Annotated in this window: 30 protein-coding genes; 17 read left to right on the top strand and 13 right to left on the bottom strand. The window is 62.4% G+C overall.

The window, feature by feature from the left end:
* The first annotated feature begins 842 nt into the window (after positions 1-842).
* The 3 genes from ACIP1G_RS21395 (at position 843) to ACIP1G_RS21385 (ending at position 2,048) form a co-directional block, all read left to right on the top strand.
* The gene (locus tag ACIP1G_RS21395; RefSeq protein ID WP_400740550.1) at positions 843-1,154 is read left to right on the top strand and encodes a hypothetical protein; all 312 of its coding nucleotides are present in this window, start codon (positions 843-845) and stop codon (positions 1,152-1,154) included.
* Positions 1,155-1,489: 335 nt separating this feature from the next.
* Positions 1,490-1,774, top strand: coding sequence for a type II toxin-antitoxin system Phd/YefM family antitoxin (locus ACIP1G_RS21390; RefSeq protein ID WP_172286922.1), 285 nt, complete (start codon positions 1,490-1,492; stop codon positions 1,772-1,774).
* On the top strand, positions 1,740-2,048 hold the full coding sequence (locus tag ACIP1G_RS21385; RefSeq protein WP_400740548.1) for a Txe/YoeB family addiction module toxin: 309 nt from the start codon (positions 1,740-1,742) through the stop codon (positions 2,046-2,048). Before ACIP1G_RS21390 ends, ACIP1G_RS21385 begins: the two co-directional genes overlap by 35 nt.
* A 194-nt stretch (positions 2,049-2,242) precedes the next feature.
* On the opposite strand, the gene ACIP1G_RS21380 is transcribed toward ACIP1G_RS21385, so the two are convergent.
* Positions 2,243-3,220, bottom strand: a complete 978-nt coding sequence (locus tag ACIP1G_RS21380; protein ID WP_400740546.1) for an NADPH:quinone reductase — start codon at positions 3,218-3,220, stop codon at positions 2,243-2,245.
* Positions 3,221-3,354: 134 nt separating this feature from the next.
* On the opposite strand from ACIP1G_RS21380, the gene hemF reads away from it, so the two are divergent.
* Positions 3,355-4,266 (top strand): oxygen-dependent coproporphyrinogen oxidase, encoded by a 912-nt coding sequence (gene hemF / locus ACIP1G_RS21375; RefSeq protein WP_400740545.1) that lies wholly within the window; start codon positions 3,355-3,357, stop codon positions 4,264-4,266.
* A gap of 25 nt (positions 4,267-4,291) precedes the next feature.
* A complete protein-coding gene (gene aroE / locus ACIP1G_RS21370) occupies positions 4,292-5,116 on the top strand; it encodes a shikimate dehydrogenase (protein ID WP_346642576.1) in 825 nt (274 codons plus the stop codon).
* Between the two features lie 153 nt (positions 5,117-5,269).
* Here the strand turns inward: aroE and ACIP1G_RS21365 are convergent, their stop codons facing one another.
* The 3 genes from ACIP1G_RS21365 to betC form a co-directional block, all read right to left on the bottom strand.
* A complete protein-coding gene (locus tag ACIP1G_RS21365; RefSeq protein WP_400740543.1) occupies positions 5,270-6,835 on the bottom strand; it encodes a SulP family inorganic anion transporter in 1,566 nt (521 codons plus the stop codon).
* Positions 6,836-6,963: 128 nt separating this feature from the next.
* The gene (gene choX, locus ACIP1G_RS21360; protein WP_400740541.1) at positions 6,964-7,893 is read right to left on the bottom strand and encodes a choline ABC transporter substrate-binding protein; all 930 of its coding nucleotides are present in this window, start codon (positions 7,891-7,893) and stop codon (positions 6,964-6,966) included.
* Between the two features lie 14 nt (positions 7,894-7,907).
* Positions 7,908-9,425 carry a choline-sulfatase gene (betC, locus tag ACIP1G_RS21355; protein WP_400740540.1) on the bottom strand — a complete coding sequence of 506 codons (1,518 nt, stop codon included), beginning with the start codon at positions 9,423-9,425 and terminating at the stop codon, positions 7,908-7,910.
* Positions 9,426-9,532: 107 nt separating this feature from the next.
* On the opposite strand from betC, the gene ACIP1G_RS21350 reads away from it, so the two are divergent.
* Positions 9,533-10,432 (top strand): choline sulfate utilization transcriptional regulator, encoded by a 900-nt coding sequence (locus ACIP1G_RS21350; protein WP_400740538.1) that lies wholly within the window; start codon positions 9,533-9,535, stop codon positions 10,430-10,432.
* Between the two features lie 145 nt (positions 10,433-10,577).
* Here ACIP1G_RS21350 and ACIP1G_RS21345 read toward each other — a convergent pair whose 3' ends face one another.
* Positions 10,578-11,195, bottom strand: coding sequence for an NAD(P)-dependent oxidoreductase (locus ACIP1G_RS21345; protein WP_400740536.1), 618 nt, complete (start codon positions 11,193-11,195; stop codon positions 10,578-10,580).
* 52 nt (positions 11,196-11,247) lie between these two features.
* On the opposite strand from ACIP1G_RS21345, the gene ACIP1G_RS21340 reads away from it, so the two are divergent.
* A complete protein-coding gene (locus ACIP1G_RS21340; protein WP_400740534.1) occupies positions 11,248-11,580 on the top strand; it encodes a DOPA 4,5-dioxygenase family protein in 333 nt (110 codons plus the stop codon).
* 92 nt (positions 11,581-11,672) lie between these two features.
* On the opposite strand, the gene trpA is transcribed toward ACIP1G_RS21340, so the two are convergent.
* Positions 11,673-12,482, bottom strand: coding sequence for a tryptophan synthase subunit alpha (gene trpA / locus ACIP1G_RS21335; RefSeq protein ID WP_400740532.1), 810 nt, complete (start codon positions 12,480-12,482; stop codon positions 11,673-11,675).
* Entirely contained in the window at positions 12,479-13,696 is a 1,218-nt protein-coding gene (trpB, locus tag ACIP1G_RS21330) for a tryptophan synthase subunit beta (RefSeq protein ID WP_133969820.1), read from the bottom strand. The genes trpA and trpB overlap by 4 nt, the downstream gene beginning before the upstream one ends.
* Positions 13,697-13,806: 110 nt before the next feature.
* On the opposite strand from trpB, the gene ACIP1G_RS21325 reads away from it, so the two are divergent.
* Positions 13,807-14,703: a LysR family transcriptional regulator gene (locus tag ACIP1G_RS21325; protein ID WP_400740530.1), complete on the top strand. Its 897-nt coding sequence runs from the start codon at positions 13,807-13,809 to the stop codon at positions 14,701-14,703.
* Here ACIP1G_RS21325 and ACIP1G_RS21320 read toward each other — a convergent pair.
* The gene (locus ACIP1G_RS21320) at positions 14,700-15,023 is read right to left on the bottom strand and encodes a YqjD family protein (protein ID WP_400740528.1); all 324 of its coding nucleotides are present in this window, start codon (positions 15,021-15,023) and stop codon (positions 14,700-14,702) included. The genes ACIP1G_RS21325 and ACIP1G_RS21320 overlap by 4 nt on opposite strands.
* Before the next feature lie 150 nt (positions 15,024-15,173).
* On the opposite strand from ACIP1G_RS21320, the gene ACIP1G_RS21315 reads away from it, so the two are divergent.
* Together ACIP1G_RS21315 and ACIP1G_RS21310 are read left to right on the top strand one after the other, a co-directional pair.
* Complete coding sequence (locus ACIP1G_RS21315; RefSeq protein ID WP_012269893.1) at positions 15,174-15,389, top strand: dodecin; 216 nt, start codon at positions 15,174-15,176, stop codon at positions 15,387-15,389.
* A gap of 102 nt (positions 15,390-15,491) precedes the next feature.
* Entirely contained in the window at positions 15,492-15,713 is a 222-nt protein-coding gene (locus ACIP1G_RS21310) for a DUF1161 domain-containing protein (protein ID WP_400740527.1), read from the top strand.
* Between the two features lie 99 nt (positions 15,714-15,812).
* Here ACIP1G_RS21310 and ACIP1G_RS21305 read toward each other — a convergent pair whose 3' ends face one another.
* Complete coding sequence (locus ACIP1G_RS21305; RefSeq protein WP_400740525.1) at positions 15,813-16,817, bottom strand: LLM class flavin-dependent oxidoreductase; 1,005 nt, start codon at positions 16,815-16,817, stop codon at positions 15,813-15,815.
* A gap of 153 nt (positions 16,818-16,970) precedes the next feature.
* On the opposite strand from ACIP1G_RS21305, the gene ACIP1G_RS21300 reads away from it, so the two are divergent.
* Both ACIP1G_RS21300 and ACIP1G_RS21295 read left to right on the top strand, forming a co-directional pair.
* Positions 16,971-17,396 carry an OsmC family protein gene (locus ACIP1G_RS21300; RefSeq protein ID WP_400740523.1) on the top strand — a complete coding sequence of 142 codons (426 nt, stop codon included), beginning with the start codon at positions 16,971-16,973 and terminating at the stop codon, positions 17,394-17,396.
* Between the two features lie 72 nt (positions 17,397-17,468).
* Entirely contained in the window at positions 17,469-17,702 is a 234-nt protein-coding gene (locus ACIP1G_RS21295; RefSeq protein WP_400740521.1) for a DUF1161 domain-containing protein, read from the top strand.
* Between the two features lie 50 nt (positions 17,703-17,752).
* On the opposite strand, the gene ACIP1G_RS21290 is transcribed toward ACIP1G_RS21295, so the two are convergent.
* Together ACIP1G_RS21290 and ACIP1G_RS21285 are read right to left on the bottom strand one after the other, a co-directional pair.
* Complete coding sequence (locus tag ACIP1G_RS21290) at positions 17,753-18,166, bottom strand: hypothetical protein (protein ID WP_400740519.1); 414 nt, start codon at positions 18,164-18,166, stop codon at positions 17,753-17,755.
* A gap of 54 nt (positions 18,167-18,220) precedes the next feature.
* The gene (locus ACIP1G_RS21285; RefSeq protein WP_400740517.1) at positions 18,221-18,634 is read right to left on the bottom strand and encodes a hypothetical protein; all 414 of its coding nucleotides are present in this window, start codon (positions 18,632-18,634) and stop codon (positions 18,221-18,223) included.
* Between the two features lie 85 nt (positions 18,635-18,719).
* Between ACIP1G_RS21285 and ACIP1G_RS21280 the strand changes: the two genes are divergently transcribed.
* Positions 18,720-19,793 (top strand): aminopeptidase, encoded by a 1,074-nt coding sequence (locus ACIP1G_RS21280; RefSeq protein ID WP_400740552.1) that lies wholly within the window; start codon positions 18,720-18,722, stop codon positions 19,791-19,793.
* Between the two features lie 123 nt (positions 19,794-19,916).
* On the opposite strand, the gene ACIP1G_RS21275 is transcribed toward ACIP1G_RS21280, so the two are convergent.
* Positions 19,917-20,567, bottom strand: coding sequence for an HAD family hydrolase (locus ACIP1G_RS21275; RefSeq protein ID WP_400740515.1), 651 nt, complete (start codon positions 20,565-20,567; stop codon positions 19,917-19,919).
* Between the two features lie 115 nt (positions 20,568-20,682).
* The gene (locus tag ACIP1G_RS21270) at positions 20,683-21,231 is read right to left on the bottom strand and encodes a gamma carbonic anhydrase family protein (protein WP_400740513.1); all 549 of its coding nucleotides are present in this window, start codon (positions 21,229-21,231) and stop codon (positions 20,683-20,685) included.
* A 102-nt stretch (positions 21,232-21,333) separates the two neighbouring features.
* On the opposite strand from ACIP1G_RS21270, the gene prlC reads away from it, so the two are divergent.
* The 4 genes from prlC to ACIP1G_RS21250 all read left to right on the top strand — a co-directional run bounded on the left by prlC (position 21,334) and on the right by ACIP1G_RS21250 (position 26,038).
* Positions 21,334-23,385 (top strand): oligopeptidase A, encoded by a 2,052-nt coding sequence (prlC, locus tag ACIP1G_RS21265; RefSeq protein WP_400740511.1) that lies wholly within the window; start codon positions 21,334-21,336, stop codon positions 23,383-23,385.
* Positions 23,382-23,663, top strand: a complete 282-nt coding sequence (locus ACIP1G_RS21260) for a YheV family putative zinc ribbon protein (protein ID WP_085621407.1) — start codon at positions 23,382-23,384, stop codon at positions 23,661-23,663. The genes prlC and ACIP1G_RS21260 overlap by 4 nt, the downstream gene beginning before the upstream one ends.
* Positions 23,664-23,879: 216 nt before the next feature.
* Positions 23,880-24,938 carry a PA0069 family radical SAM protein gene (locus ACIP1G_RS21255; RefSeq protein WP_400740509.1) on the top strand — a complete coding sequence of 353 codons (1,059 nt, stop codon included), beginning with the start codon at positions 23,880-23,882 and terminating at the stop codon, positions 24,936-24,938.
* Between the two features lie 380 nt (positions 24,939-25,318).
* On the top strand, positions 25,319-26,038 hold the full coding sequence (locus ACIP1G_RS21250) for a carbonic anhydrase (RefSeq protein WP_400740507.1): 720 nt from the start codon (positions 25,319-25,321) through the stop codon (positions 26,036-26,038).
* Positions 26,039-26,048 lie beyond the last annotated feature (10 nt).

Here is a 26,048-nt window from a genome sequence, read left to right as displayed (position 1 = left end):
AGGCGGCAGCGCAGTTATCCGAGGGTCGTCAAACCCAAGCCTGCCAAATATCCGAAAAAGAAACCTGGGGAGCTTAACTGACTGGCATTAGGGCAAGCCCGCTCCCACATTTCTTTCGGGCCAGTCTCTCCTGAGCCTTAGGCGCGCGTACCCTGAGTGCATGGCTGGAGAATGACGAAAAGCAGCGGCGCAACCTTCGATATTGAATGGAACAGACAAGGGCTCGCGCGCCAATGGCACAGACATCATTGGCCCGAAACAAATGTGAGAGCGGGCTTGCCCCGCGAAGCGCCGCGCGGGCGGCGCTCGATCTCATAGGCGCTGAATCTGTGTCGGCGAGCTTGCAGCACCAACACGATTCGCGCCAAAAACAAAGGCCGCGTAAGCGGCCCAATGGCAAGATGGTACTCGCCCGGATAACTTGAAACTTGCCCGGCGCACCAGTACCACCCTGCAAATCACCCTACCCTCCGAAAATTTATGGGGCAAGTAGACGGCAAAGTGCTGCAATGCTTTTGATTGGGCTGTGGAGTCAGGATTTTCTGATTTTGCCAAAATGGCTGTCCAGCTTGCAGCTTGGGAAATATCCTACGAGCCGCGTCCCCTGCCATCACCTTCTCAGTGGGAACCACTGCCCTTAGGCTTAAACCGTCGCCGAATAACTTGGCGATCGGGTGTGGTAACCCGAACCAGGGAGAGTTTCTGGCAGTCTATGGCGGCTGTACGCGGGAGGCTTTGTGCCTGCCGGGTTTTGGGAACTCTCTCCGGTTTACCACCCCGTGTACAGCTGCCACCTAATCGCGTGGTAACGAATAGGTGGGGCATTTAAGCGAGAGTTTCCAATGAAAAAGATAGTCCCCGATCCACCCCTACCCAGCACCTCCACCCGCCCCTTTGGCCGCTGCGACGCCGGCCATGACCCACTCTTCACCGTCAACCCGAACATTTCCGCCGAGGACGCTCTGGTCCACGTAGCCCTGTACCTGCGCAGCGCCTACGAGGCCGGCTACAAAGCCTTGGACTACATGCGCGAAGAAGGTCGCGGCATGTTCTGGTCGAACCTGCATGCGATTGAAATGGCGGAGGGTGTGATTGAGGCGATTCTCGATGGGATTGAGTCGACCCCTCCACCGCAAACAGGGTGTGAAGGCTGACAGGCGCCTGCCTCGAGGGTTTCAGCCCCTGTGAAATCGAGCGCCGCCCGCGCGGCGCTCGATTTATGCAACACCACAAAAATCAATGCGAGCACCATTTCCTACGCGTTCTGTCGAACGCGATCACCTGCCCATCAGAAGACTTCCAATTTATGCTTTGCATTCCCAAGGTTCCCGACCATGGGATGTTGAGGTTTGTACCTAGGCTTGTACAATGATTCAGCTGGTGCCTGTCAGATTCATTAGCAGAAACCACCAAGCCTATTGCCCGTTCAGCATTGTTGCCCGGGCCGAGAAAAACCCGAGCCAGGCTTGCCTGGAAAGGATTTGAAGCAATGCATGTACTGACTTTTAGCCAGGCTCGCGCCGACCTGAAGCAGACGATGGATGATGTATGTCGGGATCACGAACCCGCGATCATTACGCGCCAGCGCGGTGAGCCGGTGGTCATGATCTCGCTTGAGGACTACAACGGCATGCAAGAGACCATGTACCTGCTGGGTTCTTCAGCCAATGCCAAGCGCTTGCGCGCATCCATTGATCAGCTGCGGTCGGGTAAAGCTGCTACTCATGAGCTGCCCATAGATGAACATGAAGTCAAAACAACGCAACAAGACTGAAGCTCGCAATTCTGTAAGCGTTGCGTTTACTTCAGAAGGTTGGGAAGACTACTGCCATTGGAAAGATGCTGACACTGATGTGTTTACGACGATCAACGCCCTGATCAAGGAGTGCCTGCGTACTCCTTTCAAAGGCACCGGCAAGCCTGAGCCACTCAAGGGCGACCTTTCAGGATTCTGGTCTCGTCGTATTACTCGCGAACATCGACTGGTCTACCTCTTCGAAGGTGGGCAGATGACAATCTTGCAGTGCCGATATCACTACGACGATTGATCATGCCCCGCCTTTGCTGGCAAACCCAATCCCAATCGGATAACACCGTACTCAAGGCCGAAACAGCACTTGTGGGAGCGGGTTCACCCGCGAACACCGGTGAAGCCGGTGCCATACACTGCGATGGCTTTTTCGCGGGTAAACCCGCTCCCACAGGAACAGACGTTAGCCCATCGTTTCGCAATACCTGTGGCTCAGGGGATAAGTACAGTCGAGCCTACAGTCCGACGCGCCGACAGCTCCGCCTGCGCCTTGGCCGCCTCACTCAGCGGATACCTTTGCTGGATATCCACAACCAACTTGCCACTGCCAATCATCGCAAACAGGTCATCGGCCATGGCCTGGGTGTTCTCGGCATTATTGGCATAGGTCGCCAGCGTCGGCCGGGTCACATACAGCGAACCCTTCTGCGCCAGAATCCCCAGGTTCACCCCGCTCACCGCGCCCGAGGCATTGCCGAAACTCACCATCAACCCACGCGGCTGCAGGCAGTCCAGCGAAGTCAGCCATGTATCGGCGCCCACGCCGTCATACACCACCGGGCATTTCTTGCCATCGGTCAGCTCCAGCACCCGCTTGGCCACGTCTTCATGGCTGTAGTCGATGGTCGCCCACGCGCCCAACGCCTTGGCCCGCTCGGCCTTCTCGGCGGAGCTGACGGTGCCGATCAACTTGGCCCCCAGCGCCTTGGCCCACTGGCACGCCAGCGAACCCACGCCACCCGCTGCGGCATGGAACAGGATCACGTCACCCGCCTTCACCTCATAGGTCTGCTTCAGCAGGTACTGCACGGTCAAACCCTTGAGCATCACCGCCGCCGCCTGCTCGAAGCTGATGTTGTCCGGCAGCTTGACCAGGTTGGCCTCCGGCAGCGTATGCACCTCGCTGTACGCGCCCAGAGGGCCGCCGGCATGGGCTACGCGGTCGCCGACCTTCAGCCGGGTCACGCCCTCGCCCACCGCCTCGACCACGCCCGCTGCTTCAGTACCCAGGCCCGAAGGCAGGGACGGCGGCGCATACAGCCCGCTGCGGAAGTAGGTATCGATGAAATTCAGGCCGATCGCATGGTTACACACACGCACCTGCTGTGGCCCGGGCGGGGCGGGTTCGAATTCCACAAACTGCAGCACTTCCGGGCCGCCATGCTGGCTGAACTGGATACGCTTGGCCATCTCGCACTCCTGTAGTCGGGATCGGGAAAGGCTTTCTATCGGACGCCTTTGCTTGATCGCCGTCAACTGCGGCGCGTGCGCTGGCGGTGGTATGCTACGCGGCGAATTCTTCCCTGCCCGTTCCTGGTGACCCGATGACTAGCCGCACCGAGGCCGTGAAAGCCTACCTGCTCGACCTGCAAGACCGCATCTGCTCTGCCCTCGAAGCTGAAGACGGCGGCGCCCGCTTCGTCGAGGACGCCTGGGTGCGCGAAGCTGGTGGCGGGGGCCGCACGCGGGTGATCGGCGACGGCAAGGTGATCGAGAAAGGCGGGGTCAACTTCTCCCACGTGTTCGGCGCCGGCCTGCCACCGTCGGCCAGTGCCCACCGCCCTGAACTGGCGGGCCGTGGTTTCGAGGCGTTGGGCGTGTCGCTGGTGATCCACCCGCACAACCCGCATGTGCCCACTTCCCACGCCAACGTGCGCTTCTTCATCGCCGAGAAGGAAGGTGAAGAGGCGGTCTGGTGGTTCGGTGGCGGCTTCGACCTGACCCCGTATTACGGCAATGAAGAAGACTGCATCCACTGGCACCGCGTGGCCGAACAGGCCTGCGCACCGTTCGGCGCCGACGTTTACCCACGCTACAAAGCCTGGTGCGACCGCTACTTCCACCTCAAGCACCGTGGCGAGCCACGCGGCATCGGCGGCCTGTTCTTCGATGACCTGAACGAGTGGGACTTCGACACCTGCTTCGCCTTCATCCGCGCCATCGGCGATGCCTATGTCGACGCCTACCTGCCGATCATCCAGCGCCGCAAAGACACGCCCTATACCGCGGAGCAACGCGAGTTCCAGGAATACCGCCGTGGCCGCTACGTGGAGTTCAACCTGGTCTACGACCGTGGCACGCTGTTCGGTTTGCAGTCCGGTGGCCGCACCGAATCGATCCTCATGTCGCTGCCGCCGCAGGTGCGCTGGGGCTACGACTGGAAGGCCGCGCCCGGCAGTGAAGAAGCGCGCCTGACTGAGTACTTCCTGCAAGACCGCGACTGGCTCGGCCAGTAAGCCTGTGCACAACCAAGGAGCCGTCATGGACCAGTACGTCGTTTTTGGTAACCCGATCGGCCACAGCAAGTCGCCGCTGATCCACCGCCTGTTCGCCGAACAGACCGGCCAGGACCTGGAATATGCCACCCTGTTGGCGCCGCTGGACGAATTCAGCGATTGCGCGCGCGGTTTCTTCAAGCAAGGCAGCGGCGGCAATGTCACGGTACCGTTCAAGGAAGAGGCCTACCGCCTGTGCGACAGCCTGACACCGCGGGCCCAACGCGCTGGCGCGGTGAACACGCTGAGCAAGCTGGCCGACGGCACCTTGCAGGGTGACAACACCGATGGCGCTGGCCTGGTGCGTGACCTGACGGTGAATGCCGGGGTCGAGCTGGCTGGCAAGCGCATTCTCATCCTCGGTGCTGGTGGTGCGGTGCGGGGCGTGCTGGAGCCGATTCTGGCGCACAAGCCGCAATCGCTGGTAATTGCCAACCGTACCGTGGAAAAGGCCGAGCAGCTGGCGCGCGAGTTCGATGAGCTGGGGCCGGTGGTGGCCAGTGGGTTTGCCTGGTTGCAGGAGCCGGTGGATGTGATCATCAACGCCACTTCGGCGAGTCTGGCGGGTGAACTGCCGCCGATTGCCGACAGCCTGGTCGAGGCGGGGCGCACGGTTTGCTACGACATGATGTATGGCAAGGAGCCGACGCCGTTTTGCCAGTGGGCCGAGAAGCTGGGCGCGGCCAAAGTGCTGGATGGGCTGGGGATGCTGGCTGAGCAGGCGGCTGAGGCGTTCTTTATCTGGCGTGGAGTGCGGCCGGATACTGCACCGGTTTTGGCTGAGTTGCGCCGGCAGCTCGCTCGGGGCTGAGATTGCTGGGGGCCGCTTTGCGGCCCATTGCAGGCAAGCCAGCTCCCACAGGGATATCACAAGGCCTGAGGTCGGCGCTGTCCCTGTAGGAGCTGGCTTGTCGTGGCGACGAACCGCTGCGATGGGCTGCGCAGCAGCCCCAGGATCTCAAGCTCACTCCTCAAAGCGGATCGGACACAACTCCACCCCTTCCAGCTTCTGCAACTCTTCGATCACCTGCGGCCTGGCCCGATGCAAGGTCAGACTCCCGCCCATCCGCCGCAACCGCCGCGCCTCGCGGTGCAACATATCCACACCCGAGTAATCGATAAAATTCACCTGCCGCGCATCGATCACCACATGCGGCCCTTGGCAGCGCTGCAAGCGCACCTGCAGGTAATGCGCTGCACCAAAGAAGATCGACCCACCCACCCTCAGCACATCCGCCTCCCCTTCACGGCTTTGCTGTACCCGTGGCCGCGACGTGCGCTTGAGATAGAAGAACAGCGACGCCAGTACCCCGGCATAGATCGCCGTCTGCAGCTCCAGCAACAAGGTCGCCGCCGCCGTCAGCGCCATCACCAGGAACTCGGAGCGGCTGACCCGGAACAGTGCACGAATCCCCCGGTGGTCCACCAACCCCCAGCAGATCAACAGGATGCTGCCAGCCATGGCCGGGATCGGCAGGTGCGCGATCAACCCGGCGCCGGTAACGGCGAACAATGCCACCCACAGCGCTGAAAACACCCCAGCCATGGGTGAGCGGGCGCCCGCCTCATAGCTCAGGCCCGAGCGGGTGAAGGAACCGGCAGACAGGTAACCGGAGAAAAATGCGCCGGCAATATTCGACAGGCCCTGTGCGCGTATTTCCTGGTCAGGGTCGATCAACTGTTCCGAGCGTGCCGACAACGAGCGGGCAATCGACAGGCTGGTGACCAGCCCCAGCATGCCCACCGCCACGGCGCTGGGCAGCAAGCGCAGCATGAGTTCCACGTCCAGCAACGGCAGCGGGCTGAAGGGTGGGAGTTGCCCGGTGAACGCCGCCACCCGTGGTACATGGCCGAAGTAGCCGGGCAATAGCCAGGCCAGCAGGCTGACCAGGATCAGACTTATCAACAGGCTCGGCCAACGTGAGCGCCATAGTTTGAAGGCCACGCCGATCAGCACGGTAGCCAAACCCAGCATCAAGGAAGGCACGTCGACCTCCCCGGCATGGTTGGCCAGGTCCTGTACGGTCTTCAGCGCCGTGGCCTGGCTGGGCAGGTCCATGCCCAGCAGGTTGGGCAGTTGGCCCAGGGCGATGACGATGGCGGCGCCGAGGGTGAAGCCGAGCACCACGGAATGCGAGACGAAATTGACCAGCGCGCCGAAGCGCAAAAGCCCCAGCAGCAACTGGAAGATGCCGCCGAGGAAGGTCAGCAGCAGCACCAGGGTGATGTAGTCGGCGCTGCCAGCCACGGCCAGTGGGCTGATGCTGGCGTACAACACGATGGATATGGCGGCGGTCGGGCCGCAGATCAGGTGCCAGGACGAGCCCCACAGGCAGGCGATCAGTACCGGCACGATGGCTGCGAACAGGCCGTATTCGGCGGGCAGGCCGGCGATCAGGGCGTAGGCGATGGATTGCGGCAGGGCGAGGATGGCACCGCTCAGGCCCACCAGCAGATCCTGGCGCAGGCTGCAGCCCGATTGGCGGGGGAGCCAGGAGAGGAAGGGCAGCAGGTGAGTGAGGCGATGCATGAGTCATCCACGTTTGTGAAGGTTCACTGTCCTGATGTAGGAGCGGGTTTACCCGCGAATGCGTCGGTACATTCAAAGCAGCATTCGCGGGTGAACCCGCTCCTACAAGGGGCGGGTCGAGTCTGAGACTACAGCTTGGCTTTGACGGCCTCCAGGGCATTGCCATCGGCCTTGGTAGTCACCCCAGCCAACCACCCCTCCAGCAACTCTGGATGCGCTTTCACCCAACCTTTGGCCGCTTCATCGAAGCCGATCTTCTTGTCCACAACCTCGGCCATGATGGTGTTTTCCATGTCCAATGTGAACTTCAGGTTACCCAGCAGCTTCGCCGCATTCGGGCAGGCTTGTGGATAACCCTTGCGGGTCAGGGTGTACACCTCGCCCTTGCTACCAAACCACTTCTCCCCACCCGTCAGGTAATGCATCTTCAATTTCACGTTCATCGGGTGCGGGGTCCAGCCGAGGAAGGTGATGAACTGCTGCTTCTTCACCGCCCGGTCGACCTGGGCCAGCATCGCCTGCTCGCTGGACTCCACCAGCTTCCACTGGCCGAGGTTGAATTCATTCTTGTCGATGATTTGCTTCAGCGACAGGTTGGCCGGTGCGCCGGAGCCAATCCCGTACAGCTTGTTGTTGAACTGGTCGGCGTGTTTCTGCAGGTCGGCGAAGTCCTTCACCCCGGCATTCCACACATAGTCGGGCACTGCCAGGGTAAATTCGGTTCCCTCCAGGTTGCGCGACAACTGCTGCACGTCACCATTGGCGATGAACTTGTCATGAAAGCCCTGCTGCGCCGGCATCCAGTTGCCGAGGAAGGCATCGACCTGGCCATCCTTGAGGCCGCCGTAGATGATCGGCACGGCCAGGCTGTCGATCTTCACCTGGTAACCCAGGCTTTCCAGCAGCAGGCGGGCTACGGCGTTGGTCGTGGCGATGTCGCTCCAGCCGGGGTCGGCCATTTTCACGGTGCTGCATTGCGCGTCGCTGTCGGCGGCGTGGGCCGTGGCGGTGCCCAGGCTCAGGGCCAGGGCGAACACAGCGGCGGAGAACTGGTGCATGGCGGCCTCTCTTCTCAATCCATGGGGGCGGGCTGTGGGTAACGTGCCTTGCGCTCGAGGTCGTCGAGATCGATGTGGTTGCGCATGTACTGTTGGCTGGCGTCCACCAGCGGTTGGTGGTCCCAGCTTTTCAGCTTGCCGATGGCCAGCGCCTCGGCCACCAGGCGGCGGCGCCGCTGGCTGGCCAGTACCTGCTGGCGCAGGCTGGGGATATCCCACCGCTGCCGTGCTTCATCGACAAATGCCTGCAGCAGCGCCTGGTGCTCCGGGCTGCCGGCGAGGTTCTCCCGCTCGTGCGGGTCGCGGCTCAGGTCATAGAGTAGGCAAGGGTCGTCTTCGCTGTACACGAATTTGTACGGCCCGCGGCGGATCATCATCAATGGGCCGACGGTGCCTTCGGCCATGTACTCGCCGATTACCTCGTCGTGGCCGCCCTGCCCTTGCAGGTGGCCGAGCAGCGAGCGGCCATCCAGGTGCAGGGCTTTATCCACAGCGCCGCCGGCCAGTTCGACCAGGGTTGGCAGCAGGTCGCAGGTAGACACCGAGGCGCTGACCCGGCCCGCAGCAAAGTGCTTAGGCGCATGGATGATCAACGGCACCCGCGCGGACATCTCGAACCAGTGCATCTTGTACCAGAGGCCACGCTCGCCAAGCATGTCGCCGTGGTCGCCGGAGAACACGATCAGGGTGTCGTCGGCCAGGTTGCACTCCTCCAGGGTCTGCAGCAGCTGGCCGATGTTGTCGTCGATATAGCTGCAGGCACCGAAGTAGGCGCGGCGGGCGTCGCGAATCTTGTCCACAGGCAGCGGCTTGTTCCACAGGTCGTAGACCTTCAGCAGGCGCTGCGAGTGGGGGTCGAGTTCTGCCTGGCTGAACTCGGCACGGGGCATGGGGATATCCACACCTTCATAGCGATCCCAGTAGCGCTTGGGAATCGTGTACGGGTCGTGCGGGTGGGTCATCGACACCGTCAGGCAGAACGGCCGGCCATCGTTTTCGCGCACATGGTCGTACAGGTACTGGCGCGCCTTGAACACCACCTCCTCATCGAAATCCAGCTGGTTGGTGCGCACGCACGGGCCGGCCTGCAGTACCGAAGACATGTTGTGGTACCAGCTTGGGCGCACATCCGGTTCATCCCAGTTCACCGCCCAGCCGTAGTCGGCCGGGTAGATGTCGCTGGTCAGGCGTTCTTCGTAGCCGTGCAACTGGTCCGGGCCGCAGAAGTGCATCTTGCCCGACAGTGCGGTGCGGTAGCCCAGGCGGCGCAGGTAGTGAGCGTAGGTCGGCACGTCGGCGGGGAAATCGGCGGCGTTGTCGTAGGCACCGATGCGGCTGGGCAACTGGCCGCTGACCAACGTGAAGCGCGACGGTGCACACAGCGGGCTGTTGCAGTAGGCCGAGTCGAACACCACGGCCTGTTCGGCCAGGCGGCTCAGGTGCGGCATCTGGATCGGCGAAGGTCCGTAGATCGGCAGCAATGGCGCCGCCATCTGGTCGGCCATGATGAACAGGATATTCGGACGCGTCATGGTGGCTCCATTGTTGAGGGTTATGCGAACCGCTTGCCTACCAAGATGCGACTATGGATAACATGGGTAAAGCCCATGGCGGGCAATGACTGGGATTAGCTGCGCTTATGTTTGACCACCTGGCCGAGTTGTCGCTGGATACATTGCGTGTGTTCGAGGCCGCAGCGCGGCTGCGTGGCTTTACGGCTGCAGCACTGGAGCTGGGTACCACGCAGCCGGCGGTGAGCCAGCAGGTGAAACGGCTGGAGGCGCAGTTGGGCACGCGCCTGTTCGACCGCATCTACCGGGGTATCGAGCTGACCGAGGCGGGCCAGGTGCTATTCGAACAGGTGCACCAAGGCTTGCAAGCCATGGATGATGGTATTGCCCAGGCCAGCGGGCGCGGCCAGCGAGAGGTGTTGCAGGTGGCCACCGACTTCGCCTTTGCGGCGTTCTGGTTGATGCCACGGCTACAGCGCTTTCACGAAGCTTATCCACAAGTGGACGTGAGCCTGGTGACCGGTGAGCGCAGCCAGGGCATGTTGCGCCCGGACATTGATGTGGCAGTGCTATTTGGCGATGGGCGCTTTCACCAGGGTGAGAGCCGCTGGCTGTTCGATGAGGAGGTTTTCCCGGTCTGCAGCCCCCGGCTGATTCATGGCAAACCCTTGTCAGCCGTGGCTTTGCAACGTTTGCCACTGTTGCATTTGAAGGGCGAGCAGGCCAGCCGCTGGTTTGACTGGGCGGGGGTGTTTCGCGGGTTTGGTGTGGCCAGCCCGCCGCCGGCTGGGCAGTTGCGGTTTGATAACTATACGTTGCTGATCCAGGCGGCGATTGCTGGGCAAGGCGTGGCGATTGGCTGGGGGCACTTGGTGGATGGGCTGGTGGAGCAAGGGTTGTTGTGCCGGCCGTTGGAAGGGAGTTTGCGTTCGGCGCGCGGGTATTACGCGGTGTTGCCGCCGCGTAAGCGGCGTGGGGCGTTGATCGAGCGGTTTGTGGATTGGTTGGAACATGAGCGCAGCCTGTGACATCCCGGTGCCGCTTTGCGGCGCGATCGCTGTAGGAGCGGGTTTACCCGCGAACACCGGCGTAGCCGGTGCCACACACCGAGTTGCATGCTTCGCGGGTAAACCCGCTCCTACAGGCGATGGGCTGCGCAGCAGCCCCGGCAATCTAGACCACGAAGTTCAGGTGCTCGCCCCGGTGCAAATCCAGCTCCAGCATATCCACCATCCCTGCTGCGACCCTGGCTAGCCGCTGCAGCGGCTCTGCCAGCCCCGGCTCCAGCGTGCCCTCGGTACTGCGAAAATGCTCCATGCCCAACCCACCCAGTTCCTGCGGCGCATTGATCAGTGTCCAGTGCAACGCACTGCGCTGCAGCCCATCGACCACCTGATCCACACATTCCCGCTCTATTTCGCTGTACTTGCCCGGCTCATCCAGCACTGCGAAATCGCCCACCAGCAACAGCCGGCGTATAGTCGTACGCTTAAGCCCCGCCAGCAGCGCCTCGCTCAAGCGTGCCTGCCCCGGCAGGTCACCCGGCGCCAGCGCAGGCAGCAGGGCAATCACCGCCGAGCCGCCTGCCGCGCCCTGCTCCGCCTGGTGGGCATCACCCAGGCCGCCTATCTTGAAGTGCAGGCCCGGGCGCGGGGCATGGCGGTTGAGGTCGTCGACCACGGCGGTGACTTCGTGCTGGCGCGACAGCAGCTCGACCATCAGGGCACTGCCCAGGCTGCTTTCAGGCCCGAACAGGACCAGTTTGAACACTGGGGTTTCGGCGTTTTTCACTGCATCACTCCCTTTGCAGGTGGTGATAATTGGACCGCAATCAGGAGTTATCGTGCAGAGGATCAAGGGTTATCACGCCCACGTGTATTACGACGCAACGACCATGGAGCAGGCCCGTGAACTGTGCGAAGAAGCGGCGCGGCTGTTTCCCGTGACCATGGGGCGCATGCACCAGAAACCGGTGGGGCCACACCCGGACTGGAGCTGCCAGCTGGCTTTTGAGCCCGAATTTGTTGGCGTGGTGTTGCCTTGGTTGGCGCTGTATCGGAAGGGGTTGGTGGTGTTCATGCACCCGCTGACTGGGGATGAATTGGCGGACCACCGCGATCATGCGATCTGGATGGGGGCTGTGCGGCCCTTGGATCTGTCGATTTTTGGTGGGTAGATCGAGGTAGCCTGGGCTGGCCTCTTCGCGGGTGAACCCGCTCCTACAGGGACTTGTAGGAGCGGGTTTACCCGCGAATCAGGCGGCGCGGTTCAGCGACGAGCGCCACGCACCCCTTCAGCCAGCGCCGAGCACAGGCTCAGCACGTCGCTCACCGCCTGCTCGCCAGTCTTGGCCTGGGCAATCTTGTCGACCAGCGCCGACCCCACCACCACACCATCCGCCAGGCGGGCGATATTCGCCGCCTGTTCTGGCGTACGAATGCCGAAACCAACGCTGATCGGCAAAGCGGTATGCCGACGCAGGCGGGCAATGGCTTCGGTCACGTGTTCGGTGGTCGCCGAGCCGGCACCGGTCACGCCGGCCACCGACACGTAGTAGACGAACCCGGAGCTGCGCTCCAGTACGCGCGGCAGGCGCGCGTCGTCGGTGGTCGGGGTGGTCAGGCGGATGAAGTCGATACCCGCAGCCTGGGCGGGGGTGGCCAGTTCGGCGTCGTGCTCTGGTGGCAGGTCGACGATGATCAGGCCATCGACACCGGCTTGCTTGGCTTCGGCCACGAACTGTTCCACGCCAAAGCGGTGGATCGGGTTGTAGTAGCCCATCAGCACGATCGGCGTAGTCTGGTTATCCACACGGAATTCGCGAACCATCTGCAGGGTCTTGGGCAAGGTCTGGCCAGCCTCCAGGGCGCGCAGGGTGGCCAGCTGGATCGCCACGCCATCGGCCATCGGGTCGGTGAACGGCATGCCCAGTTCGATCACGTCGGCGCCAGCGGCCGGCAGGCCCTTGAGGATCTGCAGCGAGGCGTCGTAGCCCGGGTCGCCTGCGGTGACGAAGGTGACCAGTGCCGAGCGGCCTTCGGCTTTCAGCTCGGCGAAACGTTGTTCAAGACGGCTCATGCCTGTTTCTCCTGGGCGGCCATGTGGCTCATGACGGTTTGCATGTCTTTGTCACCGCGGCCCGACAGGCAGATCACCATCAGGTGGTCCTTGGGCAGCTTCGGTGCGCGCTTGATCGCTTCGGCCAGGGCGTGGGAGCTTTCCAGGGCCGGGATGATGCCTTCCAGGCGGCAGCAGGCATGGAACGCGTCCAGCGCCTCGTCGTCGGTGATGCTGACGTATTCCACGCGCTTCACTTCGTGCAGGTAGGCGTGCTCCGGGCCGATGCCCGGGTAGTCCAGGCCGGCGGAAATCGAGTGGGCGTCGGTGATCTGGCCGTCTTCGTCCTGCAGCAGGTAGGTGCGGTTGCCGTGCAGCACGCCCGGTACGCCGCCGTTCAGGCTGGCGGCGTGCTTGTCGGTATGCACGCCGTGGCCACCGGCTTCGACGCCGATGATTTGCACGCTTGGCTCTTCGAGGAACTCATGGAACAGGCCCATGGCGTTGGAGCCACCGCCGACGCAGGCGACCAGGCTGTCTGGCAGGCGGCCTTCCTTTTCTTGCAGCTGGGCACGGGTTTCCTTGCCGATGATGGACTGGAAGTCTCGAACCATGGCTGGGTAGGGGTGTGGGCCAGCCACGGTGCCGATCAGGTAGAAGGTGTCTTCGACGTTGGTGACCCAGTCGCGCAGGGCTTCGTTCATGGCGTCTTTCAGGGTGCCGGTGCCGGCGGTAACCGGCACGATCTCGGCGCCCAGCAGCTTCATGCGGAACACGTTGGCCTGTTGGCGCTCGATGTCGGTGGCACCCATGTAGATCACACAAGGCAGGCCGAAGCGCGCGGCGACGGTGGCGGTGGCCACGCCGTGCATGCCAGCGCCGGTTTCGGCAATCAGGCGCTTCTTGCCCATGCGCTTGGCCAGCAGCACCTGGCCGATGCAGTTGTTCACCTTGTGCGCGCCGGTGTGGTTGAGCTCTTCACGCTTGAAGAAGATCTTGGCGCCGCCGCAGTGCTCGGTCAGGCGTTCGGCGAAGTACAGCGGGTTGGGGCGGCCGATGTAGTCGCGCTGGAAGTAGGCCAGCTCTTCGAGGAACTTGGGGTCGGCCTTGGCCGCTTCGTACTCGCGGGCCAGGTCCAGCACCAGTGGCATCAGGGTTTCGGCCACGTAGCGGCCGCCGAACGAGCCGAACAGGCCGTTGGCGTCGGGGCCGGGGCGGTATTGGGACTGGGTCATGGGGCGCTCCAGGGCGTAATGAATGAGTGATGGGCTTTACTCTAACCACGGCAAGCCCGGCTGAAAACCGATAAGATTGCGCAAACTTGTCAGAAAAACTCACAGGTAACATGGCCCACGACCTCCCTCCCCTGAATGCCCTGCGCGCCTTCGAGGCCACCGCCAGGCTCAACAGCGTCAGCCAGGCGGCCGAGGCGCTGCACGTCACCCATGGTGCCGTCAGCCGGCAGATCAAGGTGCTTGAAGAACACCTGGGCGTTGCCCTGTTCGTCAAGGATGGGCGTGGCATCAAACTCACAGATGCTGGCGTGCGCCTGCGCGATGCCAGTGGCGAGGCCTTCGACCGCTTGCGCAGCGTGTGTGCCGAGTTGAGCCGCGATGTCAGCGAGGCGCCGTTCGTGCTGGGCTGCTCGGGCAGCCTGCTGGCGCGCTGGTTCATCCCGCGGTTGGGGCGGTTGCAGGCGGATTTGCCCGAACTGCGCCTGCACCTTTCGGCGGGTGAAGGCGACCTTGACCCGCGGCGGCCTGGGTTGGATGCGCTGCTGGTGTACGCCGAGCCGCCTTGGCCTACGGACATGCAGGTGCATGTGCTGGCCGAAGAACGTATCGGGCCGGTGCTAAGCCCGCATTTTGCCGGCTTCGAGCGCTTGCAGAAGGCGCCTGCCAAGGCCTTGCTGGACGAGGCCCTGCTGCATACCACATCGCGCCCGCAGGCCTGGCCGACCTGGGCGCTGGAGCAAGGGTTGGACCCGGCGGCCGTCCACTATGGGCAGGCTTTCGAACACCTGTATTACTTGCTGGAAGCAGCCGTAGCGGGTTTGGGCGTAGCAATTGCGCCGCAGCCGTTGGTCGCCGATGACCTGCGGGCCGGCCGTTTGAGTGCGCCGTGGGGCTTTTCACCAACCCCTGCGGCGCTGGCCTTGTGGGTACCCCGGCGCGCCGCAGACGGGCGCGCCGAGCAGTTGGCGCAGTGGTTACGGGCCGAACTGGCGCGGCAGAGCGCCTAGTTACGCTTGCACAGCAGATACGCCGCCAGCAGGCCCAGCGCGCCAATGGCCACGCCGGCGGTGGTGTACGGGTGCTCCTGGGCGTAGTCACGGGTGGCGATGCCGGTCTGGCGGGTGCGTTGCTTCACCTCGTCGTAGGCATCGCTCAGCAAGCTGCGCGAATGACGAAGGGCGCTTTCGGCGTTGCTGCGCATCGCCTTCACTGACTTCTGGGTTTCCTCGGAGGCATCGTGCTTCAGGTGCTCCAGGCTTTTCAGCAGGCTTTCGATCTCCGCTTCCATGCTCTCCAGGGACGTTTTACGCAGCGAGTTGCGGTGCATGTTGACTCTCCTTTGCAGTATGGACTGTAAGAAGTGCGACCTTTGGCTTTCGTGAAAGTGCGATCGAACTTTTGCCATTGATGACGCCTCGCAGGTAAACCCGGCCTGCGCTGCTAGGCTCAATTTCACCGTCATCCAAGGAGAGCGCTCATGACCGATCATCACACTTACAAGAAGATCGAACTGGTGGGGTCTTCGCCCACCAGCATCGAAGATGCGATCAACAATGCCCTGGCCGAAGCCGGCAAGAGCATCAAGCACCTGGAATGGTTCGAAGTGGTCGATACCCGTGGCCATATCCGTGACAACAAGGCGGCGCACTTCCAGGTCACGCTGAAGGTTGGCTTCCGTATCGCCAATAGCTGATACATCGTCGGGCTAGATGATCCCGGCGTGATGGAGTATTTAAAGAAGGGGGCGCCTTGGCGGGCGCCCTTTCTGATTTCATCTGCACAAGGAAAGCGAGTGATGAACAAACTGATTCTGGCGCTGGGCCTGATGACCCTGGCCGGCGGTGCGCTGGCAGCAGGCAAGCCGTGCGAGGAGCTGAAGGCGGAGATTGCGGCCAAGCTGGATGCCAAGGGCGTTACCGGCTACAAGCTGGAGATCGTCAAAAAAGGCGACCCGGCGGGCAAGGTGATTGGTAGCTGCGAGGCCGGTAGCAAGGAGATTGTGTACCGCCGCGGTTAACGCGTTGGCTTCTTCGCGGGTAAACCCGCTCCCGCAGGTACGGTGCCGGTCTCAGGCCCAGTGTTATCCCTGTAGGAGCGGGTTCACCCGCGAAGAAGGTCACGCGGTCTTCAGGGCCTGCGCCATCAATTCATAGGACCGCACCCGGTCCGCATGCTCATACAAGTCACAGGTAAAGATCAGCTCATCCGCCCCAGTCTGTTCCAGCAGCACCTCCACCTTGGCCCGTACCTTCTGCGGGCTGCCGATCATCGCCAGGCCCAGGAAGCTGCCCACCGCATCCCGCTCATGGGGCAACCACAGCCCATCCATGCTCTCCACCGGCGGCTTCTGCATCAGGCTCTGCCCGCGAATCAGCGCAAGAATGCGCTGGTACACCGAGGTTGCCAGGTACTCGGCCTTTTCGTCGGTTTCCGCCACCACCATGGGGATGCCCAGCATCACATAGGGCTTGTCCAGTGTGGTCGAAGGCTTGAAGTGGTTGCGGTACACGCGGATCGCCTCGTGCATGTAGCGCGGCGCGAAATGCGAGGCAAAGGCGTAGGGCATGCCGCGCATGCCGGCCAGCTGGGCACTGAACAGGCTGGAACCAAGCAGCCACATTGGCACGTCGGTGTCGTGCCCGGGTACGGCGATTACTTTTTGATCATCGGTGCGCGGGCCGAGGTAGCGCGACAGCTCCTCGACATCGTCCGGGAAGTCGTCCGGGCCGCCAGCGCGGTCGCGGCGCAGGGCATAGGCCGTCATCTGGTCGGAGCCTGGTGCGCGGCCCAGGCCCAGGTCGATGCGCCCCGGGTACAGGCTGGCCAGTGTGCCGAACTGCTCGGCAACCACCAGCGGTGCATGGTTGGGCAGCATGACCCCGCCAGAGCCCACGCGAATGCTTGAGGTACCACCGGCCAGGTAGCCGATCAGCACCGCTGTGGCCGAGCTGGCGATACCGTCCATGTTGTGGTGCTCGGCCACCCAGAAACGGTTGTAGCCAAAGCGCTCGACGTGCTGCGCCAGGTCCAGCGAGTTGCGCAGCGACTGCGCCGGGCCGGTTTCGGCGCGTACCGGCACCAGGTCGAGGGTGGATATCTTCAGGTCACGCAGCTGCGTCATGGGGCCTCCGCAAAGGTGGTTGGCCAACGGCCTTTTCAACTCTGTATGGGCACATTCGACGGATTCAATGCTTGCCGGGCAATTGGTCTGAACTTGGGGTAGTTGACTGGCCTCTCAACCCATAAGCATGTAACCCAGCGACCAGGAGGCATCATGAAAAAGACAGCATCGGCAATCTGGCAAGGTGGCCTGAAGGATGGCCAAGGCCTGCTTTCGACGGAAAGTGGCGCGCTCAAGCAGAACCCTTACGGCTTCAACACTCGTTTCGAGGGCTCACCAGGCACCAACCCGGAAGAGCTGATCGGCGCAGCGCATGCCGGCTGCTTCTCGATGGCGCTGTCGATGATGCTGGGTGAAGCGGGGCTGACCGCGGAGCGGATCGACACGGCTGCCGAGGTGACCCTCGACAAGCAGGCGGATGGCTTTGCCATTACTGCCGTGCACCTGGTGCTCAGGGCCAAGGTGCCCGGGGCAAGCGAGGCGCAGTTCCTGGAGATCGCCAACAAGGCGAAGGAAGGCTGCCCGGTGTCCAAGGTGCTGAACGCGAAGATCAGCCTGGACGCAGCGTTAGTGGGTTGAACGGTGCAACAGTGGCAGTTTGCTGTAGTCTTAACAGCGTCGGCAGCACATTGCCCTTTGAGGAGCCGTTCCATGATTCGCGTAGCAATCGCCGTGTTGGCTTCCCTGGTCGCCACGTCTGCGTTGGCGGCGGTCAAGCCGTGCGAGGAGCTTAAAGCCGAGATCGAGGTCAAGATCCAGGCCCAGGGGGTATCGTCCTACACCCTGGAGATCGTGCCCAACAGCGAGGTCAAGGACCAGAGCATGGTGGTCGGGAGCTGCGATGGTGGGACCAAGAAGATCATTTACCAGAAGAATGATCGGTAAGATTTGAGATTTTGGGGCCGCTTTGCGGCCCATTCGCAGCAGCCCCAGAGTCACGGAATGCAGAACACTTCGCTAGGCTCGTTCACCACCACCGTGCGGCTGGCGTCATATAGCAGCACCTGCGGCTCCATCACCGGCGCCCGTGCCTCCAGGCGATAGCGCTCGCCGGCCTTGAAGTTATCAAAGCGCACTGTCAGGTAGCAGGTACGATCCCTGGGCTGGGTCATGAGGCCGCCCCCGTAAATCTCATAATCGAAGCGCACCACCAGTTCGTGTTTGCCGGGCGTCACCTGGAAGTAACGGCCGTCTTCAAGGCGTTTGCCGTCGAGGCGGTCGGCCATGATGACCCTGCCGGGGGTCATGGTGTAGAGGTCGACCCAGGCCTGCTTGGGGTCGACGGGCGGCAAGGGGCTGGCGCAAGCCCCCAGTGCACTGAGAGCGATCAGCATCATGGGCTGGCGCATGGCAAAACTCCCACTTGCGATTCACAAGTTACAAGCATAGCGCCGTTTGCGCGGTCAGGTGCGTTGGCAGCCTGCTGGAAGGCCCTGGCTGACCAGCTTTTGCTGGTGGTCATAAAGTTTGATCCACGGGCGGAAGCCGATGCTGCCGGCCTGCAACTGGTAACGCTGCCCTGCCCCGAAGTCCTTGAAGGTCAGCTTGACCTGGCAATCGCGCCACATCGGCTCGTTGACCGGGCCGATATTGCTGGGGGTAACCGGGAACTGGTAGCGCACGGTCAGCTCATGGCTGCCGGGCTGTACTTCGAAATAACGGCTGTCGAGCCAGTCGCGTTCATCGACCTGCACGGCGTCCAGCGAGGTATTGTCGTAGGGTGTGAGGTCGATCCAGGCCTGGTTCGGGTCCGGATTTGGCAGCGTGGAACAGGCAGATATCAGCAGCACCGAGCCGGCGACCAGCAATGCACGCATGGCGAAACTCCCCCTTGGCGAGATAGTCTTGGAATGAATCGGCCTTGAGCGAGTCAGACAGTCCCGGATGCTTCGACTTTTTCTTATTCAGCGCTCAGGCCCTGAGCCACTCGACCGCATTTTCACCCGTTTGGTTCCGCTGCTGGCGGTGATCCTGCTGAACGGTTGCAGCAGCGCTGGCTACTACGGTCAGTTGGCCGAAGGCCAGTGGCAGCTGTTGCGTGCGCGGCAGCCGGTGGGGAAGGTTGTGGCCGATCCGGCCACCTCCCCGCAGTTACGCACGCGCCTGGAACATGCCGAGCAGGCACGGGTGTTTGCCAGTCAGCAGCTGAAACTGCCGGATAACCGCAGCTATCGGGTGTACGCCGACCTTGGTCGGCCCTATGTAGTGTGGAATGTGTTTGCCACGCCCGAACTGTCGTTGCAGCCGGTGACGCACTGCTTTCCGATTGCCGGGTGCGTGGCTTACCGGGGCTATTACCAGCAAGGCGCGGCGCGCGGCGCGGCGGCGTTGATGCGCCAGCAAGGCCTGGATGTGTACGTGGGCGGCGTGGAAGCCTATTCGACGCTGGGCTGGTTCGACGATCCGATTCTCTCGTCGATGGTGGGTTGGGGCGACGAGCGCCTGGCCACGCTGATCTTCCATGAGCTGGCCCACCAGCGCTTTTATGTGCAGGACGATACCGAGTTCAACGAGTCGTTTGCTTCCTTCGTCGAGCAGGAAGGCACGCGGCAATGGCGCGTGGCGCGTGGGCTTGCGGAAGTTGGCGGGGAGCAGGGGCAGCAGCGTGACCAGTTCATCCGCTTGGTGCTGGCCAGCCGTGAGCGGTTGCAGGCGATGTATGCCGGGCCATTGGATGATGCGCATAAGCGGTTGGCCAAACAGGCGGAGTTTGAGCGGCTGAGGCGGGAGTACCGGCAGCTGCGTGATGGCCAGTGGGGCGGGGACAAGCGTTATGACGCCTGGGTGTATGGGCCGATGAGCAATGCCAAGTTGTTGCCGTTTGGGTTGTATGACCAATGGGTGCCGGCGTTTGCGGCGGTGTTTCGTGAGGTTGGTGGGGATTGGGGGCGGTTTTATGAGCGGGTCGAGCAGCTGGGCGGGCTGCCGATCGCTGAAAGGAAGGTGGTGTTGCAGAGCTTGATGGTTGGCCTGTGAGATTTTGGGGCCGCTTTGCGGCCCATCGCGACGCAAGGCCGCTCCTACAAAGGCCCTGCATACGCCGAAAAATGTAGGAGCGGCCTTGCGTCGCGATGGGCTGCAGAGCAGCCCCCAGGGCCCTCAAGCCTTGATGAATGCCTGGTGCAGCTCAGCCAAGGTAGCAAAGTGGAAAGCAGGCTCTTCGGACATCAACTCCTCTCGGCTACCAAACCCATACCCCACCGCCACCGCCTGCAAGCCATTGCTGCGCGCGCCAATCAGGTCATGCTTGCGGTCACCGATCATAAGCGTCTGCGCCGGGTCCAGCCCTTCTTCATCCAGCAAATGGCGAATCAGCTCGACCTTGTTGGTGCGCGTGCCGTCCAGTTCGCTGCCGTAGATCACTTTGAAGTGGTGGTCGAAGGCGAAGTGCCGGGCAATTTCACGGGCAAATTCCCACGGCTTGGAGGTGGCGATGTACAGCGTGCGGCCTTGGCCGTTCAGGGCTTCAAGCAATTCCGGCACGCCGGTGAACACCAGGTTCTCGTACAGCCCGGTAACCCGGAAACGCTCGCGATAGAAATTCACCGCCTCCCAGGCCTTGGCTTCGTCGAAGCTGTAGAACTGCATGAAGGCCTGCAGCAGGGGTGGGCCGATGAAGTGCTCAAGGCGGGCCAGGTCCGGCTCGTCGATGCCCAGCTTGGCCAGGGCGTACTGGATCGAGCGGGTGATGCCCAGGCGCGGGTCGGTCAGGGTGCCGTCGAGGTCGAAGAGGATGTTTTGCTGGTGCATTTATGGGGTTCCACTTGAGTGTTGCGTGGCCATCATTCGCGGGTAAACCCGCTCCCACAGGGATATCACAGGGCCAGAGATATCCGTGTGGGAGCGGGCGAGCCCGCGAATACGGTCATTCAGGTTGGTCGTAGCCTTCGGCCAGATGCTGGTCCTTGAGCTTCACATAGTTGCCGGCACTGTAGGAGAAGAATGCACGCTCCTGGTCGTTCAGCAGCCGGGCCTGTTTCACCGGGCTGCCCATGTACAGGTAGCCACTGACCAGGCGCTTGCCCGGCGGCACCAGGCTGCCGGCGCCGATGATCACTTCGTCCTCGACAATGGCGCCGTCCATGACGGTGCTGCCCATGCCGACCAGGATGCGGTTGCCCAGGGTGCAGCCATGCAGCATCACTTTGTGGCCGATGGTGACTTCGTCGCCGATGATCAGTGGAAAACCGTCCGGGTTGAACGGGCCGGCATGGGTAATGTGCAGCACGCTACCGTCCTGCACGCTGGTGCGCGCGCCAATGCGGATGCGGTGCATGTCACCGCGCACCACGGTCAACGGCCAGACCGAGCTGTCTTCGCCGATCTCCACGTCGCCCAAAACCACCGCCGAACGGTCGACAAAAGCCCTGGGTCCAACTTTCGGAGTGTGTTGCTGGAAGCTGCGGATGGCCATGATAGCGTCTCTCATCTGTGCCGATAGGCAGGCTGCCTGCTGCGGTCGGCGTCGATTGTAATTAAGATGGGGCAGTGTTTCTTCTGCCAAGGTATCCGAACCGTGAGTGCGAACAACCCGCTTCTGCAGCCGTACGATCTGCCGCCCTTCTCGCAAATCCGTGCCGAACACGTGTTGCCGGCGATCGAAGCGATCCTGGCCGACAACCGTAAAGCCATTGCCGAGATCCTGAAACAGCAAGGCAAGACCCCTACCTGGGCCGGCCTGGTGCTGGCCATGGACGAACTCAACGACCGCCTGGGTGCCGCCTGGAGCCCGGTCAGCCACCTTAATGCGGTGTGCAACAGCGCCGAGCTGCGCGATGCCTACGAGTCGTGCCTGCCGGCACTGAGTGCCTACTCTACCGAACTGGGCCAGAACCGTGCGCTGTTCGAAGCCTACCAGGCGTTGATCGCCAGCCCCGAGGCCGCCGGTTTCGACGTGGCGCAAAAAACTATTCTCGAGCACGCCCTGCGTGACTTCCGCCTGTCGGGCATCGACCTGCCGGCCGACAAGCAGCAGCGTTATGCCGAAGTGCAGAGCAAGCTCAGCGAGCTGGGCAGCCGCTTCTCCAACCAGCTGCTCGACGCCACCCAGGCCTGGACCAAGCACGTTACCGACGAAGCCGCGCTGGCCGGGCTGACCGATTCGGCCAAGGCGCAGATGGCTGCCGCCGCCCAGGCCAAGGGCCTCGATGGTTGGCTGATTACCCTGGAATTCCCCAGCTACTACGCAGTCATGACCTACGCCAGCGACCGCGCCCTGCGCGAAGAGCTGTACGCGGCCTACTGCACTCGTGCTTCGGACCAGGGCCCGAACGCCGGCCAGAACGACAACGGCCCGGTGATGCAGGAAATCCTCGACCTGCGCCAGGAACTGGCCGAGCTGCTCGGTTACAAGAACTACGCCGAGCTGAGCCTGGCGACCAAGATGGCCGAGTCCAGCGACCAGGTGCTGAGCTTCCTGCGTGACCTGGCCAAGCGTTCCAAGCCGTTTGCCGCCCAGGACCTGCAGCAGCTCAAGGCCTACGCTGCCGAGCAGGGCTGCCCTGAGCTGGCCAGCTGGGACGCCGGTTACTTCGGCGAGAAGCTGCGCGAGCAGCGCTACAGCGTGTCGCAGGAAGCCCTGCGCGCCTACTTCCCGATCGACAAGGTGCTGGGCGGCCTGTTCAGCATCGTGCAGCGCCTGTACGGCATCGAAATCGCCGAGCTCAAGGGCTTCGACAGCTGGCACCCCGACGTGCGCCTGTTCGAAATCAAGGAAAACGGCCAGCACGTCGGCCGCTTCTTCTTCGACCTGTATGCCCGCGCCAACAAGCGTGGCGGCGCCTGGATGGACGGTGCCCGCGACCGTCGCCGCACCGCTGGCGGCCAGCTGCAGAGCCCGGTGGCCAACTTGGTGTGCAACTTCACCCCGGCTGCGCCTGGCAAACCGGCGCTGCTGACCCACGATGAAGTCACCACGCTGTTCCACGAATTTGGCCATGGCCTGCACCACATGCTGACCCGTATCGAACATGCCGGGGTTTCCGGCATCAACGGCGTGGCCTGGGATGCGGTCGAGCTGCCAAGCCAGTTCATGGAAAACTGGTGCTGGGAGCCCGAAGGCCTGGCGCTGATCTCTGGCCACTATGAAACCGGTGCGGCCCTGCCCCAGGACCTGCTGGACAAGATGCTGGCGGCGAAAAACTTCCAGTCGGGCATGATGATGGTGCGCCAGTTGGAATTCTCGCTGTTCGACTTCGAGCTGCACGCCAGCCATGGCGACGGCCGCAGTGTGCTGCAGGTGCTCGAAGGCGTACGCGACGAGGTTTCGGTCATGCGCCCACCGGCGTACAACCGCTTCCCCAACAGCTTCGCGCACATCTTCGCGGGCGGTTATGCGGCGGGCTACTACAGCTACAAGTGGGCCGAAGTGCTGTCGGCTGATGCCTTCTCGCGCTTCGAAGAAGAAGGCGTGCTGAATGCCGATACTGGCCGTGCCTTCCGCGAGGCGATCCTGGCCCGTGGTGGTTCGCGCGAGCCGATGGAGCTGTTCGTCGACTTCCGCGGCCGTGAGCCTTCCATCGATGCGTTGCTGCGCCACAGTGGCCTGAGCGAGAGCGCTGCAGCATGAGCGAGGTAGCCGTGAACAAGACCAAGAAGCGCTTCATCGCCGGGGCGGTATGCCCGGCGTGCAGTGAGCCCGACAAGCTGATGATGTGGAACGAAGACGGCGTGCCGCACCGCGAGTGCGTGGCCTGCGGCTTTACCGACACCCTCAACGAACAGGGCTTGTCGGTGCCGAAGGAACTGGGCACCCGGGTTAACCATCTGGAGCCGAAAGCGGCGCCGGCCAAGGTGCAGACGGTGCAGTTCTTCCCTAACCCGAAGCTGAAGAAACCGGCTGAATAAAGCCACCCTGCCGCCCGGGCGCAATGCCCGGGCAGGCATGAATGGGTGGTAGATAGTCAGGCCACCCTTCCTCCGCTGGCCATCCATGCTCGCCTGATCCTCGATCAGCAGGCCATGCCCACCTGGGATGACATGGCCTGCAGTAGACAGACCAGAGGCGCTGGTAAGATCCATGCATGCGCGATACTGTACATAAGCACAGTATAGGGGCAGGCCATGATTACTCCAGCACCGCAAAAGGGCCGTGGCACGGCACACAACCCGCATAACCGCTTCGCGCCGAGCCATTCGGTGGCAGAGGATGACGGTTGGCATCAGGAGGTGCCGCAGACTCAGGGTACCGAGGTACGGATAGAAACCGCCAAGTCGGTGATCAGCCGCAATACCTCGCCCGACCTGCCCTTTGATCGCTCGATCAACCCTTACCGCGGCTGCGAGCATGGTTGCATCTACTGCTATGCGCGCCCTTCCCATGCCTATTGGGACCTGTCCCCCGGCCTGGACTTCGAGACCAAGCTGATCGCCAAGACCAACGCCGCCGAGGTGCTGGCGCAGCAGTTGAGCAAATCGGGCTATGTGTGTGCACCGATCAACCTGGGCTCCAACACCGACCCTTACCAGCCAATTGAGCGCGAGCAGTTGTTGACCCGGCGCCTGCTTGAAGTGCTGTTGCGTTTTCGTCACCCGGTGACCATTGTCACTAAAGGGTCACTGGTATTGCGCGATCTCGACCTGCTGGCCGAGATGGCCAGCCAACGCCTGGCGCGGGTGATGATCAGCCTGACCACACTGGACGACGACCTCAAGCGGGTACTGGAGCCGCGTGCGGCGTCACCCATGACGCGGTTGCGGGCGATCCGCGTATTGCGCGAGGCGGGGGTGCCGGTGGGCGTGTTGTGTTCGCCGATGATTCCAATGATCAACGACAGTGAACTGGAACGGCTGCTGGAGGCTGCCAAGGCGGCTGGCGCACAGAGTGCGGCCTATATGATGTTGCGCCTGCCGCTGGAAGTGGCGCCGCTGTTCGAACAATGGTTGCAGGACCATTACCCGCAGCGGGCGGCGCATGTCTTGAGCCTGATCCGCCAGAGCCGCGGTGGCGAGTTGTACGACAGCCGGTTTGGCGCACGCATGCGCGGCGAAGGGGTGTTTGCCGAATTGCTGGCGCAGCGCTTTGCCAAGGCCATGAAGCGGCTGGAGTTCGAAGGGCGGGAAGCGCAGGCGCTGGATTGCTCGGCGTTCTGCCCGCCGGGTGGGCAGATGGCGCTGTTCTGATGTTGAACGCTGCGCGGGCGCCTTGTAGGAGCGGGTTTACCCGCGAATCCGTCGGTGGCCTAAATGACGCATTCGCGGGTAAACCCGCTCCTACAAAGTCCGCGCTCTGCTCACAACCCTACTAATAACAGCCAATAATCAAGCTAATACATATTGGCATCTGATGTTTTTTTGCTATTATTCAGATCCCGCCTTGCTCATCTGGAACACCCGTTCTAGAGCCTTCGAATTAAGTTTCAGTTAAGTTTTCCCCGCTAGCGTAGGAAATCAGTCCACACCGACTGTGATCTATGGCCCGTGCGTGTCATCTAAATCCCTGCATAGCCAGAATCTTTCACCGGTAAAATGGATTTACCTACACACCGTCAAGAGGATGAATCATGCCCGTAAAGGACCCATCCAAGGTCGCTCCGCAGGTCCCCGCGGAGAGCGCCGATGCCGCCCTGAAGCACATTGTCGACGGCTTCCTGCGCTTTCACCATGATGTCTTCCCCGAGCAGCAAGAGCTGTTCAAGAAGCTCGCCACTGCGCAAACACCACGCGCCATGTTCATCACCTGTGCCGACTCGCGTATCGTTCCCGAGCTGATCACCCAGAGCTCGCCGGGCGACCTGTTCGTGACCCGTAACGTCGGCAACGTGGTACCGCCTTATGGCCAGATGAACGGCGGCGTTTCCAGCGCCATCGAATACGCCGTGCTGGCACTGGGCGTGCACCACATCATCGTCTGCGGCCACTCCGACTGCGGCGCCATGCGTGCCGTATTGAACCCGCAATCGCTGACCAAGATGCCGACCGTTTCCGCCTGGTTGCGCCATGCCGAAGTGGCCCGCACCGTGGTCGAGAACAACTGCTCGTGCGGCAGCGAACACGAAACCATGCAGGTGCTGACCAAGGAAAACGTCATTGCTCAGCTGCATCACCTGCGTACCCACCCTTCGGTTGCCTCGCGCCTGGCAGCCGGTGAGCTGTACATCCACGGCTGGGTCTACGACATCGAGACCAGCAAGATCGAAGCCTACGACGCCGCCACCGACAGCTTCCTGCCGCTGGCCGCTGGCGAGCCGGTCCCCTGCGCTACTCCGAGAGGCCGCTACTAAGCGACCCATC

The sequence above is a fragment of the Pseudomonas sp. NPDC089392 genome (assembly GCF_044749595.1).
Classification (GTDB): domain Bacteria; phylum Pseudomonadota; class Gammaproteobacteria; order Pseudomonadales; family Pseudomonadaceae; genus Aquipseudomonas.
The sequence above is the reverse complement of the archived record's forward strand: the minus strand, read 5'-3'. Positions and strand labels throughout refer to the sequence as shown.

What these genes read in the sequence shown, in the direction of transcription:
- ACIP1G_RS21395 (WP_400740550.1), top strand. Translation starts at nt 843, where the DNA reads ATGAAAAAGATAGTCCCCGATCCACCCCTACCCAGCACCTCCACCCGC.
- ACIP1G_RS21390 (WP_172286922.1), top strand. Translation starts at nt 1,490, where the DNA reads ATGCATGTACTGACTTTTAGCCAGGCTCGCGCCGACCTGAAGCAGACG.
- ACIP1G_RS21385 (WP_400740548.1), top strand. Translation starts at nt 1,740, where the DNA reads ATGAACATGAAGTCAAAACAACGCAACAAGACTGAAGCTCGCAATTCT.
- ACIP1G_RS21380 (WP_400740546.1), bottom strand. Translation starts at nt 3,220, where the DNA reads ATGGCCAAGCGTATCCAGTTCAGCCAGCATGGCGGCCCGGAAGTGCTG.
- hemF (WP_400740545.1), top strand. Translation starts at nt 3,355, where the DNA reads ATGACTAGCCGCACCGAGGCCGTGAAAGCCTACCTGCTCGACCTGCAA.
- aroE (WP_346642576.1), top strand. Translation starts at nt 4,292, where the DNA reads ATGGACCAGTACGTCGTTTTTGGTAACCCGATCGGCCACAGCAAGTCG.
- ACIP1G_RS21365 (WP_400740543.1), bottom strand. Translation starts at nt 6,835, where the DNA reads ATGCATCGCCTCACTCACCTGCTGCCCTTCCTCTCCTGGCTCCCCCGC.
- choX (WP_400740541.1), bottom strand. Translation starts at nt 7,893, where the DNA reads ATGCACCAGTTCTCCGCCGCTGTGTTCGCCCTGGCCCTGAGCCTGGGC.
- betC (WP_400740540.1), bottom strand. Translation starts at nt 9,425, where the DNA reads ATGACGCGTCCGAATATCCTGTTCATCATGGCCGACCAGATGGCGGCG.
- ACIP1G_RS21350 (WP_400740538.1), top strand. Translation starts at nt 9,533, where the DNA reads ATGTTTGACCACCTGGCCGAGTTGTCGCTGGATACATTGCGTGTGTTC.
- trpA (WP_400740532.1), bottom strand. Translation starts at nt 12,482, where the DNA reads ATGAGCCGTCTTGAACAACGTTTCGCCGAGCTGAAAGCCGAAGGCCGC.
- trpB (WP_133969820.1), bottom strand. Translation starts at nt 13,696, where the DNA reads ATGACCCAGTCCCAATACCGCCCCGGCCCCGACGCCAACGGCCTGTTC.
- ACIP1G_RS21325 (WP_400740530.1), top strand. Translation starts at nt 13,807, where the DNA reads ATGGCCCACGACCTCCCTCCCCTGAATGCCCTGCGCGCCTTCGAGGCC.
- ACIP1G_RS21320 (WP_400740528.1), bottom strand. Translation starts at nt 15,023, where the DNA reads ATGCACCGCAACTCGCTGCGTAAAACGTCCCTGGAGAGCATGGAAGCG.
- ACIP1G_RS21315 (WP_012269893.1), top strand. Translation starts at nt 15,174, where the DNA reads ATGACCGATCATCACACTTACAAGAAGATCGAACTGGTGGGGTCTTCG.
- ACIP1G_RS21310 (WP_400740527.1), top strand. Translation starts at nt 15,492, where the DNA reads ATGAACAAACTGATTCTGGCGCTGGGCCTGATGACCCTGGCCGGCGGT.
- ACIP1G_RS21305 (WP_400740525.1), bottom strand. Translation starts at nt 16,817, where the DNA reads ATGACGCAGCTGCGTGACCTGAAGATATCCACCCTCGACCTGGTGCCG.
- ACIP1G_RS21300 (WP_400740523.1), top strand. Translation starts at nt 16,971, where the DNA reads ATGAAAAAGACAGCATCGGCAATCTGGCAAGGTGGCCTGAAGGATGGC.
- ACIP1G_RS21295 (WP_400740521.1), top strand. Translation starts at nt 17,469, where the DNA reads ATGATTCGCGTAGCAATCGCCGTGTTGGCTTCCCTGGTCGCCACGTCT.
- ACIP1G_RS21290 (WP_400740519.1), bottom strand. Translation starts at nt 18,166, where the DNA reads ATGCGCCAGCCCATGATGCTGATCGCTCTCAGTGCACTGGGGGCTTGC.
- ACIP1G_RS21285 (WP_400740517.1), bottom strand. Translation starts at nt 18,634, where the DNA reads ATGCGTGCATTGCTGGTCGCCGGCTCGGTGCTGCTGATATCTGCCTGT.
- ACIP1G_RS21275 (WP_400740515.1), bottom strand. Translation starts at nt 20,567, where the DNA reads ATGCACCAGCAAAACATCCTCTTCGACCTCGACGGCACCCTGACCGAC.
- ACIP1G_RS21270 (WP_400740513.1), bottom strand. Translation starts at nt 21,231, where the DNA reads ATGGCCATCCGCAGCTTCCAGCAACACACTCCGAAAGTTGGACCCAGG.
- ACIP1G_RS21260 (WP_085621407.1), top strand. Translation starts at nt 23,382, where the DNA reads ATGAGCGAGGTAGCCGTGAACAAGACCAAGAAGCGCTTCATCGCCGGG.
- ACIP1G_RS21255 (WP_400740509.1), top strand. Translation starts at nt 23,880, where the DNA reads ATGATTACTCCAGCACCGCAAAAGGGCCGTGGCACGGCACACAACCCG.
- ACIP1G_RS21250 (WP_400740507.1), top strand. Translation starts at nt 25,319, where the DNA reads ATGCCCGTAAAGGACCCATCCAAGGTCGCTCCGCAGGTCCCCGCGGAG.